The following is a 15,121-nucleotide window of genomic DNA, read 5'->3' on the forward strand; positions in this document are numbered from 1 at the left end:
TTTCGGGTCGCCGGTTTTCAAGACCGGTGCCTTCAACCGCTCGGCCACACTTCCTGAGTGAGGCGAACTATAAACACCTCACCGCGCGCTGTAAAGAGTCGCGGCATTCGTTCGCTGTAAAAATAGTCAAAACGTGTTTAATCGGTTGAACTGACAACACAACGACGATTTTATCAGCACAGGCTTAGTGTTTTTTGATGTACATGTCCTTCGTGTAATAGTACCCCAGCTTATCCGGCGTAAATCCGCCCACCCACGGTTTGACCAGATGCGTACGGACGTAGTGATACACCGGAATGGCGGGCACATCACGTCCCAGCAGATCTTCCGCCTGCTGGTAGAACTTACCCCGCTCTTCCGTTGTTTTGGCTTTTGCGGCATTCATCAGCGCCTGGTCGTATTCCGGGTTGCTGTACTGACTGGTGTTTTCGCTGTCGCCGGTGCGGAAGTTGTTCAGGAAGGTCGCCGCGTCGTCGTAGTCGGCAATCCAGGCGTAACGCACCGCGTCAAAGTTGTGGGTATGCATGGTATCCAGCATGGTTTTCCACTCCTGATTTTGCAGCTTCGCCTCCACGCCGAGGTTCTTTTTCCACATGGAGCTGGCCGCAATCGCAATACGCTGGTGCGATTCAGAGGTGTTATAGAGCAGGTTGAAGCGCAGAGGATGGCTGGCGTTATACCCGGCCGCTTCGAGCAATTTTTTCGCCTCAGCGATGCGCTTGTCCTGCGGCCAACTGGCGTAATCCGGGTTCTGTAACTTAACGCCACCGATATCCGGCTGGCTGATGAGCCACGCCGGACGCTGCCCCTGCCCTAAAACTTTCCCGGCAATGATGTCTTTATCGAGCGCCATGTTCAGCGCCTTGCGCACGCGGACGTCGTTGAACGGCGGCCGGGTGGTATTAAATTCGTAGTAATAGGTTGCCAGCTGCGGAGAGACATCCAGCTCGCTGCCGAGCGTTTTTTTGAGCTGAGCGAACTGGTTGATCGGCACCGTGTAGACAATATCAATTTCGCCCGCTTTATAGCGGTTCACATCTGCGGCCTCGGAGGTGATAGGCAGATACGTCACCTTATTAATCACGGTATGGTCATTATCCCAGTAGCGCGGGTTGCGCTCCGCCACAATGCGTTCGTTGACCACCCACTGGGACAGCTTATAGGCCCCGCTGGTGACGATATGTTCAGGCTTGGTCCACTTGTCGCCAAAGCGGCCAATCAGCACTTTGTCCACCGGTACCAGTGACGGATGCGCGAGCATGGCCAGGAATGCCGCATTAGGCTGCGTCAATGTGACTTCCAGCGTGGTGTCGTTAATCGCTTTAACGCCAAGCGTATCGGGGGCTTTTTTCCCCTGTGCAATATCCGCACCATTCACAATGTGCATGTTGCCTGGATAGCTGGCATACGGTGAAGCGGTTTTAGGATCAACCAGACGCTGCCAGCTCCAGACCACATCTTCCGCGGTGATGGCAGTGCCGTCGCTCCAGGTGATGCCCGGACGCAGATGGAACGTCCAGACGGTGTTGTCCTTGTTCTCCCATTTTTCCGCCAGCCGTGGCTGAATGTCCCCCGCCGGGGAAACGCTGACCAGCCCATCGAATAAATCGCTGATAATATTGAATTCGACGTCGCTTTCGACTTTATGCGGGTCGAGCGAGGCCGGCTCATTACCGTTGTTCCTGACCAGTTCCTGCTTATCTGCCAGCTGCGTTCCTGCCGGCACGTTCGCAGCCAAGGTTGCCGTGCTGGCGCACAGGATCCCTGCGGTAAGTAAAGAGAGCGTAAAGCGCGTGCGTGTTTGTGGTTTCATTTCCTTCGCCTTATTGTCTGTTTTTGAGACGATCCGGAAATAACTCTTAGCGGCCTTATGGTAATAACGCAATAATTTTCAGTAACCTATAAGAGGTTGATCTGATTAATCGCGTCAAACCGCTGTTCATACTGGTGAAACGTATTTATGCAGAAGAAACAACCAGCTTCCGCCCTAACCTGCTGAGTAAAGATGGGTAAAACCACTTTGAGAGTGACGCGCCGTTTCCTATTCTTTCCGTTAATTACATCTGTCATAAGAGAGTGACTCATGGATCGTATAATTACTTCCTCACGCGACCGCACATCGCTACTCAGCACCCACAAGGTGCTGCGCAATACCTATTTCATGCTCAGCCTGACGCTGGCGTTTTCGGCGATCACGGCAACCGCCAGCACCGTGCTGATGCTGCCGTCCCCGGGGCTGATCCTGACGCTGGTGGGGATGTATGGTCTGATGTTCCTGACCTACAAAACCGCTGACAAACCGGTCGGTATTCTCTCCGCGTTTGCCTTCACCGGCTTCCTGGGCTACATCCTGGGACCAATCCTGAACGCGTACCTGTCCGCCGGCATGGGCGATGTGATTGGTATGGCGCTGGGCGGAACCGCGCTGGTGTTCTTCTGCTGCTCGGCCTACGTGCTCACCACCCGCAAGGACATGTCCTTCCTCGGCGGTATGCTGATGGCGGGTATCGTGGTGGTGCTGATTGGTATGGTGGCTAACATCTTCCTGCAGCTCCCTGCCCTGCACCTGGCGATTAGCGCGGTGTTTATCCTGCTGTCATCCGGCGCAATTCTGTATGAAACCAGCAACATCATTCACGGCGGTGAGACCAACTATATTCGCGCCACCGTGAGCCTGTATGTCTCGCTGTACAACATCTTCGTCAGCCTGCTGAGCATCCTGGGTTTTGCCAGCCGGGATTAAGCCGCAACGATGTGAACCTGGCCCCGCTTATGCGGGGCTTTGTTTTTTGGTACACTGCAGCGTTTTTGACTGACGCGTGAATGACTATGTTGAGTTTTGAAGGCAAAGAGATCGAGACCGATAACGACGGTTATCTGAAAGAAAGTGGCCAGTGGAACGAAGCGCTGGCAGAAGTCATTGCTGAGAAAGAAGGCATCGCCCTCTCCCCCGAACACTGGGAAGTGGTGCGTTTTGTGCGCGAGTTCTATCTCGAATTCAACACCTCTCCGGCCATCCGCATGCTGGTCAAAGCGATGGCCAATAAGTTCGGTGAAGAGAAAGGCAACAGCCGCTATCTCTATCGTTTGTTCCCGAAAGGCCCGGCAAAACAGGCCACCAAAATTGCCGGCCTGCCTAAACCGGTGAAGTGTATTTAATAGCGAATACCGAAGTTAACGTACTCCCGGCCGGGTTGATGCGGTTCCGTTAAGACCTTATCAACCCGCGCGCTGCGCGGCCCACCCGCTTTCAGCCACGCCACCAGCTTGTCGACCTGCTCCGCTTCGCCACAGGCGACCACCTCAACGCTGCCGTCATCCATGTTGCGCGCGTATCCCGTTAACCCAAGCTGAACGGCCTCGCGCTGAGTGCTGTAGCGGAAACCCACGCCCTGAACGATGCCATGAACCCAGGCAATAGTGCAGACTTTTGCCATTTTTCTTCTCCTTAACGTAGCGTTTTCGGCAAACAGCCATAGTGTTGCCGGAAACGGGCGGTGAAACGAGAGCTGGAAAGATACCCACATTGTAATGCGATTTCGCCAATCGGTAATCGGGTTGACTGTAGCTGTGACAGCGCCACGGCCATCCTTACCTCCTCCACAATCTGACGAAAGCTCTGCGACTCTTCGCGTAAGCGTCTGCGCAGCGTCGGCACGCTCAGGGCGAGACGGCTGGCAATGTCCTGCGCGGTCCAGGCTCTGGCAGGCGACAGCATAATGAACTGTCGCACCTGCTCGGTCAGGTTATTGCTTCGCTCGATAAGCAGCGGGCCTGCCATGCCGTCATGCAGCAATGCCAGCAACAGACCGAAGGCCTGATGTTTTTGCAGCGCCTCCGGTAAATCCTGACGCACGGCGTGCAGCAGGTTATCCCACATAAACGCCAGCCCCTCGCTTAGCGGAGCGCAGAGCGAATGCAGCGTCGTGCGCGGCCAGGATTTCAGGTAATGCGCTTTAAACCCGGCAACGATTTCCGGCGATAACATCAGCAAATCCGAGTGAAACAGACCGTTTGCAGGCTGATTGATGATCTCCATCGCCGTATTGGCAGGGATAATGATGAGCTCATCCCGGGTGGCCACCAGGCGGTTGTCGTCCTGCACAATCACCTTACTGCCGTGCGTAATATGACAAATGGCCGGAAAAAAGAGTTTAACCTGGTGCAGGCGATGCATTTTGCTGGCAGTCACTTCACCCGCCGTGAGATGTTTATGTCGAAAATGAAACTCCTGCACCGGTTCATCCTTATCTGCTGTAGGTTGCGGTTAACTGCGTCTTTGCCAGAACATGACTATTGAGCATAAAACCGACCAGCGCGCCGCTGGCATTGTTGTCGACAGGCAGTTTATCCACGTCCAGCGCCCAGACGGTCATCTGATAGCGGTGAGGCTTATCTCCTGCGGGCGGACATGCGCCGCCGAATCCAGAATACCCGAAATCATTACGCCCCTGCACAGCGCCGGCAGGTAATTTTTCGCCATTTGGATTACCGGCATCAGCGGGCAGCGTCATTGTCTTCGCGGGAATGTTGGCTACGGTCCAGTGCCACCAGCCGCTGCCGGTAGGCGCATCAGGATCATAGACCGTGACGGCAAAACTTTTCGTACCCGCGGGCGGATTTTTCCACGCCAGCTGTGGCGAGGTATTCCCACCGTGGCAGCCAAATCCCTCAAACACCTGCGGTGACGCTAACCGCCGTTCGCCGGAAATATCCCGGCTGGTCATGCTGAAAGGCGTTGCGGCGAAAACCTGAAAACTCATTGCCGTCAGAGCGGTTATTGCTATTACACTGTGCTTTTTCATGGGGGCTCCCTTTGCTGTACTGGAAGCCCCACTGTATATCCCTCGGCAATCTTGTAATGTGCCTAAGCGATTTGATTTTGTGCCGAAACGCTCAAGGGTATCCGCAGATGATTGCGCCTTGCTGAAAGTGCTACTCTACGCGCAGTGAGTCTGTTCGTGTACAAACAGTAAATGGAATGCTATGCGCGAAAGGAAAACGATATGAATGTTACTGATGAAGACCTGTTGCGCTCTGGTTTTACACTGTCTGATTTGCAGAAGATAAAAAATAACGTTGAGAGGTACGGCGGAACGCCTGAAGAAGCAGTTTACGATCTCGCCCGTCGATTCAATACCCTACTCTGGGTAGTCAGCGTATGCTTCATGTTCCTGATTGTTCTTGTCGTTTTCAGTTCACCTGTCAAGGCATTGGCGTGGGGGCTGGCGATCATCGTAGGGGTTAGCATTATGACTCTCGCACAACCTCCTGTACTGTCGTATAAATCCTGGCGTTATCGAAAAATCATCAGAGATTTTGAGAAGCTCTGATCCGTTTTGATGTGCTACTCTACGCGCCATTTCCCTGAAATCGACAGAACAGCAAATTATGAGTGTACGTTTAGTGTTAGCCAAAGGGCGCGAGAAGTCTTTACTGCGCCGTCATCCCTGGGTCTTTTCCGGCGCGGTTGCCCGCATGGAAGGCAAAGCCAGCCTCGGTGAAACCATTGATATCGTTGACCATCAGGGGAAATGGTTAGCGCGAGGCGCCTACTCGCCAGCGTCCCAGATACGTGCCCGCGTCTGGACCTTCGATAAAGATGAAACCATTGATATCGACTTCTTCGTTCGCCGTTTGCAGCAGGCGCAGCAGTGGCGTGAGTGGCTGGCAAAACGCGACGGGCTGGACAGCTACCGCCTGATTGCCGGTGAGTCCGATGGTCTCCCGGGCGTCACCATTGACCGCTTCGGCAACTTCCTGGTGCTGCAGCTTCTGAGCGCCGGGGCGGAATACCAGCGTGCCGCGCTGATTAGTGCCCTGCAAACACTGTTCCCACAGTGCGCCATTTACGACCGCAGCGACGTGGCGGTGCGCAAAAAAGAGGGCATGGAGCTGACGCAAGGCCCTGTGACCGGTGAACTGCCGCCTGCCCTGCTGCCGATTGAAGAGCACGGCATGAAGCTGCTGGTGGATATTCAGGGCGGACACAAAACGGGTTATTACCTCGACCAGCGCGACAGCCGCCTGGCGACGCGTCAGTACGTTGCCGACAAACGCGTGCTGAACTGCTTCTCCTACACCGGCGGGTTTGCCGTTTCAGCGCTGATGGGCGGTTGTGCCCAGGTGGTGAGCGTGGACACCTCACAGGAAGCGCTGGACGTGGCGAAACAGAACGTCGAGCTGAATAAGCTTGATCTGAGCAAAGCCGAATTTATTCGTGACGACGTCTTTAAGCTGCTGCGTAAATATCGCGATCAGGGCGAGAAGTTCGACGTTATCGTGATGGATCCGCCGAAGTTTGTTGAAAACAAAAGTCAGCTGATGGGCGCCTGCCGCGGCTATAAAGATATCAACATGCTGGCCATCCAGCTGCTGAATCCGGGCGGCGTCTTGCTCACGTTCTCCTGCTCAGGCCTGATGACCACCGATTTATTCCAAAAAATCATCGCCGATGCCGCAATAGATGCTGGTCGTGATGTACAATTTATAGAGCAGTTCCGTCAGGCAGCCGATCACCCGGTGATTGCTACCTACCCGGAAGGGCTCTATCTGAAAGGGTTTGCCTGTCGCGTCATGTAACTTGAAAAGAGAAATATTGCCCGCACATAACGTGTAAGTCGTATTTCCCGGGAGGTGACTATGATTGCCAGCAAATTCGGTATCGGCCAGCAGGTCCGCCACACTTTGCTAGGGTATTTGGGTGTGGTCGTGGATATCGACCCGGAGTATTCCCTTGATGAACCGTCAGCAGACGAGCTGGCGGTGAACGCCGAGCTTCGCGCCGCGCCCTGGTACCATGTGGTAATGGAAGGTGATGACGGACAACCCGTTCACACCTATCTTGCTGAAGCGCAGCTCAGCAGTGAACTGCGGGAAGAACATCCGGAGCAACCTACGATGGATGAACTGGCTCAGACTATCCGCAAACAGTTACAGGCTCCGCGCCTGCGGAACTAAGCGTGTAAAAAAGCCCGATGAACGGGCTTTTTTTATTACTTCGCCAGCCCCAGACGGGGGATTTCAATGGCCGGGCAGCGGTCCATGACCACCTTCAGACCCGCCTCACGCGCCAGCACCGCAGCCTGCTCGTTAATCACCCCGAGCTGCATCCACAACGTTTTTGCCCCAATCGCAATGGCTTCCTGAGCCACGCCCCACGCCGCCTCCGAATTACGGAAAACATCCACCATATCGATTTTTTCCGGTACGTCGTTGAGCGTGGCGTAGCCCTGCTGGCCCAGTAAACTTTTACCGGCCACTTTCGGCGAGACAGGGATAACGTGATAACCCTGATCGAGAAGGTATTTCATGACCCGATAGCTTGGACGATCGGGTTTATCGCTCGCGCCCACCAGCGCAATGGTGCGCGTGGATGTCAAAATCTCGGCAATATCGTTCTCTTTCATGGTTTTTCTCCTGGCTTTTTTCAAAGTGTACGCCAAAGGGCACATCTCAACCATCCATCCCATACAGATGTATGAGGGCAAAACGGCCAAATATGTCTATATGTTAGTAAACGTGATTATCGAAAAATTTAGATACATTCATGCGCCGACAGGATTTCTGACAGGAGCCTTCTATGAAAACCGGTATTGCCACTGCTCTGATTGCATTAGTGATGCCGGTCTGCGTCTTTGCTACCACGCTTCGGCTCTCTGGCGATATTGATCTCCTGGTGCTGGATGGAAAAAAGGTCTCCAGCTCCTTATTGCGCGGTGCCGACAGCATTGAGTTAGATAACGGCCCACATCAGCTGGTATTCCGGGTAGAAAAATCGATCGGCCTCGCCAATCATGAGCAAAGGATGTACCTCTCCCCGCCGCTGATTGTCAGCTTTAATACCCGGCAAATCAGTCAGGTCAACATTACCCTGCCGCGTATTGAAACAGAGAAAGAGAGTGCGGCCTTTGACGCGTCACCGCGTATTGAACTGCTGGACGGGGATGCAATGCCGATTCCGGTAAAACTGGATATTCTGGCGCTGACTACCTCACCGAAAGGACCGGATTACGAGGCCGCGGCCCAGGCCTATAACAAAGCAGGCAAACGCGCCTCGCTTCCGCAGTTTGCCACCATGATGGCTGACGACAGTACGCTGCTATCGGGTGTCTCTGAACTGGACGTTATTCCTCCTCAGTCACAGACCCTGACGGAACAACGCCTCAAATTCTGGTTTCAGCAGGCCGATCCTGATACGCGCGCCCGGTTTTTACAATGGGCAAAACAACAACCTTCCTCATAAGCCACATTTTTTACGCCTTGCTCTTGCAGCGTCAGGCGGTTCCCGTCATCGTGTAGTCAGTTAACCTGATGGATATGATTATGGAACTGACAACACGCACGCTACCGGAACGTAAACACATTGCTCTGGTTGCGCACGATCACTGTAAACAAATGCTGCTTAACTGGGTTCGCCGTCATCAGTCTTTGCTGGAAAAGCACGCCCTGTCGGCGACCGGCACAACCGGTAACCTGATTCAGCGCGAAACGGGTCTGGAGGTTAATGCCATGCTGAGCGGCCCGATGGGCGGCGATCAGCAGGTCGGGGCGCAGATTTCCGAAGGAAAGATTGATGTGCTGATCTTCTTCTGGGATCCGCTGAATGCGGTTCCGCACGATCCGGATGTCAAAGCGCTGCTGCGTCTGGCAACGGTGTGGAATATCCCGGTGGCGACCAACCTCTCGACGGCGGATTTCATTATTGAATCCCCGCAGTTTAACTCCCCGGTTGAGATCCTTATTCCGGATTATCAGCGCTATCTTTCCGAGAGACTGAAGTAGCTTTTTTGCCGGGTGGCGGCTACGCCTTACCCGGCCTGCTCCTCTTTGCCCGTCGTCGTTATGGCTTTCTCGCCACCGGCACATCAATACTCTTCAGGATATCCACAAATACGGATGGCTCCTCTTTGTTGAACAGCAGCCACACGCGGTGACGCGCGCGGGTCATGGCCACATACAGCAAACGCCGCTCTTCGGCGTCCGGGAAGTCTTCCGGTTCCGGCAGTAAGGCCTCCTCCATCACCGACTCGCGAGCAGGAGCCGGGAAACCATCGCTCCCCTCTTTCAGCCCCACCACGATGACATAATCGGCCTGCTGCCCTTTGCTGGCGTGAATGGTCATAAATTCAATCTGCAGCTTCGGCCAGCGGGTGGCGGCTTTTTCCAGCGCCGCAGGTTTGAGGTGATGGTAACGCGCCAGCACCAGGATACGTTCATCGGGCTTCGCATAGCCGCTGAGCTTGTCCAGCAGCGGCTCCAGCTGATCATCCGCCAGCAGAGTGACGGCTTTTTTATCACCAGACCGCAGGCTATTGAGCGGCTTGGCCAGCTGATGCGGGTTCTGCTGGATAAAGCGGTTAGCAATCTCACCGATTCGGGAATTGAAGCGGTAGGTCGTGTCCAGATCGCTGCGATCCCCTTCGCCAAAATAGTGGTGGAACGCGGTCGTCAGGGAGAGCTGCGCGCCGCTGAAGCGATAGATGGCCTGCCAGTCGTCCCCCACCGCAAACAGTGAGGTATGCTTATTCTGCGCCCGCAGCGCCGAGAGCAGCGCGGCACGCTGCGGGGAGATATCCTGAAACTCATCCACCAGAATATGTTTCCACGGGCTGACAAAACGCCCTTTCTCAAGAATGATAATGGCCTGGTGGATTAACCCGGAGAAGTCGACGGCGTTTTCCTCCTTCAGCGCCGTTTTCCAGGCTTTCAGCAGCGGCGCCATCAGTTTGACGCGCTTCGAAAACAGATCGCGGATCCCCTCCGGCGCGCTCTCTATCATCTCCGCCTGCGACCCACCATGCATTCGCATCAGACTTACCCATCGGTCAAGCCGCGACCCCAGCCGGCGCGCCAGTTTGTCATCCTGCCAGAAACTGCCCTCTGGCACCGTCCAGTTGAGCTCGTCCTCCAGCCACTGACGCCATCCTTTCGCCTGCGCCTTTTTCTCGCTGCACTGCTGGCGCCAGGTTTTGATAAACAGCGCCTGACGCGCCTGCGTATCGTTTTCCAGTTTGCTGATGGAAGGCACTTTTTTACTGCCCTGCTGAATAATATGCAGCGCAAGCGCATGGAAGGTTCTGGCGGTGATATCCCGGGTATGCAGGCGAGCCTGAATACGCTCGTCCATCTCCTCAGCCGCCTTGCGGCCAAAAGCCAGAAGCAGAATTTGATCGGGTACGGCTTCTCCGGTCGTCAGCAGCCAGCCAGCACGCGCCACCAGCACCGACGTTTTACCGCTTCCGGCGCCCGCAAGCACCAGCAGCGATTGCTCACCGTTCACCACCGCACGCGCCTGCGCCGGATTGAGGGGGGAAGATTCCACCGTACTGAAGAAATCAGCGTATTGGGTAAGCATGGCATCCGTCCAGGCCTGGTTATGGGCAAGCCGGCTTTTATCCACGTCATTCAGCCAGGCCTGACACTGGCGCCAGGCGTCACGACAATTGTCAAACTCATCGAGACGCGTCACGGATATCGGCAGCGCCGAGAGTGCCTGCCTGATCTTTCGCTGTAGCCCGGCTGTCTGCTGACGGGTCAGCCAGGTTTGCTGCGCGTTGCTTTGCGCGATGTCGTCCAGCACCTGCTGCAGCACCTGGGACGCAATCACGCTCATCTCCTGGCTCCACTGCTGCCAGAGCGCGTTCAGGTGATGGTGGAAGCGCTGGGTTTCCGCCCACTCGGTGCCGTGAAGTCGCACGACTTTATCGTCTGGCAGAACGAACTCCAGTTCGCCCCACACCAGCCCGCGTTTGCAGTGGATAGCCAGAAGCTGATTAAACGGAATAAGGTATTCGTGGCGTTCTCCGGAGACTTTCACCCCGGCATTAAGGAGAACCACCCTGTCGTAAGGGTGTTGTGCCAGGCGTTTGCCCATTGAAGTTGCTTTCAGTTCCATGTCCCGCCAAATCCACGAAGAGATAATTTGTCTGATAGTTTAACTGCCAGTTTTAAGGTGCTCCAGCCTAAAAAAACGTTACAATCATTGGGCGTTAATTTATCGAAAGGAAGTGAGGGTTTATGCGTACCGTTCTGAATGTGTTGAATTTTGTGCTGGGCGGTTTTGCCACCACCCTTTCCTGGCTTTTTGCCACGCTGGTGAGCATCGTTCTGATTTTTACGCTTCCCCTGACCCGTTCCTGCTGGGAGATCACTAAACTCTCGTTTGTCCCCTACGGGAATGAGGCCATCCACGTCGACGAGCTGAATCCGGAGAGCAAAAACGCCCTGATGAATACGGGCGGGACCCTGCTGAATATTCTGTGGCTGATCTTCTTCGGCTGGTGGCTGTGCATCATGCATATTTTTGCGGGGATTGCGCAGTGCGTCACGATTATCGGTATTCCGGTGGGACTTGCGAATTTCAAGATCGCCGCGATCGCTCTCTGGCCCGTCGGGCGCAGGGTGGTTTCGGTAGAAGTGGCCCAGGCCGCGCGTGAAGCAAATGCTCGTCGTCGTTTTCAGTAAATAAGGACTGGCCGCGTTTATGCTAAGCCCACTGCTTCGCCGTTATACCTGGAACAGTACCTGGCTCTATAACGTCAGGATTTTTATCGCCCTTTGCGGCACGGTTGCCCTGCCATGGTGGCTGAATGATGTCAAACTCACCATCCCGCTCACGCTGGGCGTGGTGGCCGGGGCGCTGGCGGACCTGGACGATCGTCTGGCCGGGCGTTTACGTAACCTGGTCATTACGCTGATCTGCTTTTTTATTGCTTCCGCATCCGTTGAGCTGCTTTTCCCGTGGCCCTGGCTGTTTGCCCTGGGTCTTACGCTCTCCACCAGCGGGTTTATTTTGCTGGGCGGCCTTGGGCAGCGCTATGCCACCATCGCGTTTGGCGCATTGCTGATCGCCATCTATACCATGCTGGGCGTGTCGCTTTACGATCAGTGGTATCAACAGCCTGTCCTGCTGTTGCTGGGCGCCATCTGGTATAACCTGCTGACGTTAACCGGTCATCTGATCTTCCCGGTTCGCCCCCTGCAGGATAACCTTGCCCGCAGCTTCGAGCAGTTAGCCCACTATCTGGAGCTGAAATCCCGGCTGTTTGACCCCGATATCGAAGAAGAAAGCCAGGCGCCGCTCTACGATCTGGCGCTGGCGAACGGTCAACTGGTCGCCACCCTTAACCAGACCAAAGCCTCGCTGCTGACCCGTCTGCGCGGGGATCGTGGCCAGCGCGGAACGCGACGAACCTTACACTACTATTTTGCCGCCCAGGATATTCATGAGCGCGCCAGCTCCTCGCACGTTCAGTATGCCGCCCTGCGCGAGAAGTTCCGCTACAGCGACGTAATGTTCCGCTTCCAGCGCCTGCTCTCCATGCAGTCCCAGGCGTGTCAGCAACTCTCGCGCTCTATTCTGCTGCGCACGCCCTATCAGCATGACCCACGCTTTGAACGCGTATTCAGCCACCTGGATGCGGCGCTCGACCGCGTTCAGGCCAGCGGAACCTCACCGGAACACATCAAAGCCCTGGGTTTCCTGCTGAATAACCTGCGGGCGATTGATGCTCAACTGGCGACCATTGAGTCCGAACAGGCGATGGCACAGCCGGGCAGTGAGGTCGATAACCAGCTCGCGGATGACAGCGTGCACAGCGTGAGCGATATGTGGCTACGGCTGAGCCGCAACTTTACGCCCGAGTCGGCGCTGTTTCGCCACGCGGTGAGAATGTCCCTGGTGCTGTGCGTAGGTTATGCGCTTATCCAGATTACCGGGTTACATCACGGTTACTGGATCCTGCTCACCAGTCTGTTCGTCTGTCAGCCCAACTATAACGCTACGCGGCACCGGCTGGCGCTGCGTATTATCGGTACGCTGGTGGGCGTCGCGATTGGCCTGCCGGTGCTCTATTTCGTGCCGTCCATTGAAGGTCAGCTGATTCTGATCGTGATCACCGGCGTGTTGTTCTTCGCGTTTCGCAATGTGCAGTACGCGCATGCCACCATGTTTATTACGCTGCTGGTGTTGCTCTGCTTTAACCTGCTGGGTGAAGGGTTTGAAGTCGCCCTTCCCAGGGTGATCGATACCCTGATAGGCTGCGCCATCGCCTGGGCGGCAGTCAGCTTTATCTGGCCGGACTGGCGTTTTCGTAATTTGCCGCGCGTGGTTGAGCGGGCGTTGAACGCCAACTGTCGATACCTTGACGCCATTCTGGAGCAGTACCACCAGGGGCGCGATAACCGCCTGGCCTACCGGATAGCACGACGCGATGCACACAACAGCGATGCTGAGCTGGCTTCTGTTGTTTCGAACATGTCAACGGAGCCTCGCGCCACCGCAGAAATTCGTGAAACAGCCTTTCGTCTGCTGTGCCTGAACCATACCTTTACCAGCTACATTTCGACGCTGGGTGCCCACCGCGAGAAGCTCACCAACCCGGGTATTCTCAACCTGCTGGACGACGCCGTATGCTACGTCGATGACGCACTTCATCACCGACCGGCGGATGAACCGCGGGTGCAACAGGCACTGGATGAACTGGCTCAGCGCATTGCGCATCTTGATCCGGGTAACGACAGCAAAGCGCCGCTGGTTCTTCAGCAAATCGGCCTGCTCATCGCTTTGCTGCCTGAAATTTGCCGGCTGCAGCAGCAAATCGCTACCTGGAGGAGTGATTATCCTGTGCCTCAGGTAGCGCATTAAACCACTCCGTCAGCTCCCGGCGAATACCTGCCGGGAGCGCCGCCTCATGCAGCCCCTCAATCGCCCCTTCCAGCGCGAAGAGCACTTTTATACTCAGCGCTTTATTTTTCGCCCGCATCTTCAGCCAGCTGGCTCTGGCGCCCAGCGCCCGGAGTGTCTCTTCATTGGTGATACCGGCTTCAAACAGCAAAACTTCAAGCTGAAAAGTCAGGTTCGGCAGATCCTTAAGTCGGTTTCGTTGATGCCGCAGGTTGCGCTCTTTTCTTGCGGCACTGAGGGCATACGAGGAGAGCTGAAGCAGCCGCTCTCTGTCCTGCCATAAGCCGTCGTCAACACGATAATAGTTGAGCAGTACCGGACGACCTCGCTTCATCAGCGTTAAAAACGAGGCGGCATTTTTTACACAGTATTTTGCACTTTCCTCACACGCACGAAGATAAAGTTCGCCGTCTGACACCATGGCAAAGACCGCATCATCCACCGCCAGGGTGTAACCGCCAAACAGCGCACGATGATGGATTTCGCCCAGCGGAGAGAGGTATTCCTGGGATTGATAAATCCGTTCATAAGATATCTTTTTCATGATATTTCCCTTGAAAATCATATGCTAACCACGACTTTTCTTACTAACGGATCCGTTAGCAGGAAAATAGGCAACTTGTCGCCGTTGAGCAAGATGATTTTTCGAGGGGCATCAAGATTGAATGAATTTTGCGAGTCGCTTTCCGAAAATGAGGTTGATCTTTATGCATACAGGGGTTACTGTATATTCATACAGTAACTACAGGGCTGGAATGAATATGTACACTTCAGGCTATGCAAATCGCTCAACCTCTCTCTCTTCTACCGCAGGCAATGTCGCGCAGAATTCCGTCGAGCGTGTGTCCACGGGGCTTATCAGTGAAGTGGTTTATCGTGAAGACCAGCCCCTGTTGACGCAACTTCTGTTGTTGCCGTTATTGCAACAGCTCGGCCAGCAATCGCGCTGGCAGCTCTGGCTCACGCCTCAGCAAAAGCTGAGCCGTGAGTGGGTTCAGTCCGCGGGCCTCCCGCTGACAAAGGTTATGCAGATTAATCAACTCTCGCCTTGCGATACCGTTGAGTCGATGATCCGTGCATTACGCACTGGAAATTACAGCGTGGTGATTGGCTGGTTGCCAGAAGAACTGACGGAAGAGGAACATTTCCGTCTGACGGAAGCGGCTGAAGAGGGGAACGCGATCGGGTTTATTATGCGTCCGGTTCGTTCGGATTCTTACCGCAGAGGACAACTTTCTGGGCTAAAAATTCACTCAAATTTGTATCATTGAGTGAAATTAAGATTATTCCTGGAATTTTTTTTGACAGCGAGATGGGATTTTAGTTCCCCACCTCAAAACTGCGGCAAGGCTTGTCTGGTGCGGTTCTCCTTAATTTTATTGCACAAAATTCGTTCAGAAAATGTTAAATATTAGGTATACGGAACTTTTTTTT

Annotated in this window: 17 protein-coding genes; 10 read left to right on the forward strand and 7 right to left on the reverse strand. The window is 54.8% G+C overall.

Features of this window, described 5'->3' with window-relative positions; translation table 11 throughout:
- Positions 1-184: 184 nt before the first annotated feature.
- A complete protein-coding gene (locus LDK53_RS22470) occupies positions 185-1,813 on the reverse strand; it encodes an ABC transporter substrate-binding protein (protein ID WP_225288124.1) in 1,629 nt (542 codons plus the stop codon).
- A gap of 270 nt (positions 1,814-2,083) precedes the next feature.
- Between LDK53_RS22470 and yccA the strand changes: the two genes are divergently transcribed.
- Complete coding sequence (gene yccA / locus LDK53_RS22475) at positions 2,084-2,743, forward strand: FtsH protease modulator YccA (protein WP_013097244.1); 660 nt, start codon at positions 2,084-2,086, stop codon at positions 2,741-2,743.
- Between the two features lie 86 nt (positions 2,744-2,829).
- Positions 2,830-3,159 (forward strand): sulfurtransferase TusE, encoded by a 330-nt coding sequence (gene tusE, locus LDK53_RS22480; protein WP_025755964.1) that lies wholly within the window; start codon positions 2,830-2,832, stop codon positions 3,157-3,159.
- On the opposite strand, the gene yccX is transcribed toward tusE, so the two are convergent.
- The 3 genes from yccX to LDK53_RS22495 are packed head-to-tail and all read right to left on the reverse strand — an operon-like array spanning position 3,156 to position 4,805.
- A complete protein-coding gene (gene yccX / locus LDK53_RS22485) occupies positions 3,156-3,437 on the reverse strand; it encodes an acylphosphatase (RefSeq protein WP_025755965.1) in 282 nt (93 codons plus the stop codon). The two genes, tusE and yccX, sit on opposite strands and share 4 nt — an antisense overlap.
- Before the next feature lie 11 nt (positions 3,438-3,448).
- Positions 3,449-4,237, reverse strand: coding sequence for a helix-turn-helix transcriptional regulator (locus tag LDK53_RS22490; protein ID WP_225288125.1), 789 nt, complete (start codon positions 4,235-4,237; stop codon positions 3,449-3,451).
- A 10-nt stretch (positions 4,238-4,247) separates the two neighbouring features.
- A complete protein-coding gene (locus LDK53_RS22495) occupies positions 4,248-4,805 on the reverse strand; it encodes a kinase inhibitor (protein ID WP_225288126.1) in 558 nt (185 codons plus the stop codon).
- A gap of 201 nt (positions 4,806-5,006) precedes the next feature.
- On the opposite strand from LDK53_RS22495, the gene LDK53_RS22500 reads away from it, so the two are divergent.
- Genes LDK53_RS22500 through hspQ form a run of 3 tightly spaced genes read left to right on the forward strand, consistent with a single transcriptional unit; the run spans position 5,007 to position 6,960 of the window.
- Positions 5,007-5,333 carry a hypothetical protein gene (locus LDK53_RS22500; protein ID WP_225288127.1) on the forward strand — a complete coding sequence of 109 codons (327 nt, stop codon included), beginning with the start codon at positions 5,007-5,009 and terminating at the stop codon, positions 5,331-5,333.
- A gap of 58 nt (positions 5,334-5,391) precedes the next feature.
- Entirely contained in the window at positions 5,392-6,582 is a 1,191-nt protein-coding gene (rlmI, locus tag LDK53_RS22505; protein ID WP_045908360.1) for a 23S rRNA (cytosine(1962)-C(5))-methyltransferase RlmI, read from the forward strand.
- Positions 6,583-6,642: 60 nt separating this feature from the next.
- Complete coding sequence (gene hspQ / locus LDK53_RS22510) at positions 6,643-6,960, forward strand: heat shock protein HspQ (RefSeq protein ID WP_045284700.1); 318 nt, start codon at positions 6,643-6,645, stop codon at positions 6,958-6,960.
- Positions 6,961-6,995: 35 nt separating this feature from the next.
- On the opposite strand, the gene LDK53_RS22515 is transcribed toward hspQ, so the two are convergent.
- Positions 6,996-7,409 carry a CoA-binding protein gene (locus LDK53_RS22515; protein WP_025755969.1) on the reverse strand — a complete coding sequence of 138 codons (414 nt, stop codon included), beginning with the start codon at positions 7,407-7,409 and terminating at the stop codon, positions 6,996-6,998.
- A gap of 173 nt (positions 7,410-7,582) precedes the next feature.
- Between LDK53_RS22515 and csgI the strand changes: the two genes are divergently transcribed.
- Together csgI and mgsA are read left to right on the forward strand one after the other, a co-directional pair.
- Positions 7,583-8,245 carry a curli synthesis inhibitor gene (csgI, locus tag LDK53_RS22520; RefSeq protein WP_095440943.1) on the forward strand — a complete coding sequence of 221 codons (663 nt, stop codon included), beginning with the start codon at positions 7,583-7,585 and terminating at the stop codon, positions 8,243-8,245.
- Positions 8,246-8,325: 80 nt separating this feature from the next.
- Positions 8,326-8,784, forward strand: a complete 459-nt coding sequence (mgsA, locus tag LDK53_RS22525; protein ID WP_025755971.1) for a methylglyoxal synthase — start codon at positions 8,326-8,328, stop codon at positions 8,782-8,784.
- A gap of 58 nt (positions 8,785-8,842) precedes the next feature.
- On the opposite strand, the gene helD is transcribed toward mgsA, so the two are convergent.
- Positions 8,843-10,897, reverse strand: a complete 2,055-nt coding sequence (gene helD / locus LDK53_RS22530) for a DNA helicase IV (RefSeq protein ID WP_225288128.1) — start codon at positions 10,895-10,897, stop codon at positions 8,843-8,845.
- Positions 10,898-11,019: 122 nt separating this feature from the next.
- Here helD and LDK53_RS22535 point away from each other — a divergent pair, with 122 nt between their 5' ends.
- The gene (locus LDK53_RS22535; protein WP_025755973.1) at positions 11,020-11,466 is read left to right on the forward strand and encodes a YccF domain-containing protein; all 447 of its coding nucleotides are present in this window, start codon (positions 11,020-11,022) and stop codon (positions 11,464-11,466) included.
- A gap of 19 nt (positions 11,467-11,485) precedes the next feature.
- Positions 11,486-13,648, forward strand: a complete 2,163-nt coding sequence (gene yccS / locus LDK53_RS22540; protein WP_126800355.1) for a YccS family putative transporter — start codon at positions 11,486-11,488, stop codon at positions 13,646-13,648.
- Here yccS and LDK53_RS22545 read toward each other — a convergent pair.
- Entirely contained in the window at positions 13,605-14,231 is a 627-nt protein-coding gene (locus LDK53_RS22545; protein WP_025755975.1) for a TfoX/Sxy family DNA transformation protein, read from the reverse strand. The two genes, yccS and LDK53_RS22545, sit on opposite strands and share 44 nt — an antisense overlap.
- A 217-nt stretch (positions 14,232-14,448) precedes the next feature.
- On the opposite strand from LDK53_RS22545, the gene sulA reads away from it, so the two are divergent.
- Positions 14,449-14,958 carry an SOS-induced cell division inhibitor SulA gene (gene sulA / locus LDK53_RS22550; protein ID WP_025755976.1) on the forward strand — a complete coding sequence of 170 codons (510 nt, stop codon included), beginning with the start codon at positions 14,449-14,451 and terminating at the stop codon, positions 14,956-14,958.
- Positions 14,959-15,121: the final 163 nt, after the last annotated feature.

The organism is Enterobacter sp. K16B (assembly GCF_020216105.1).
Classification (GTDB): domain Bacteria; phylum Pseudomonadota; class Gammaproteobacteria; order Enterobacterales; family Enterobacteriaceae; genus Enterobacter; species Enterobacter sichuanensis.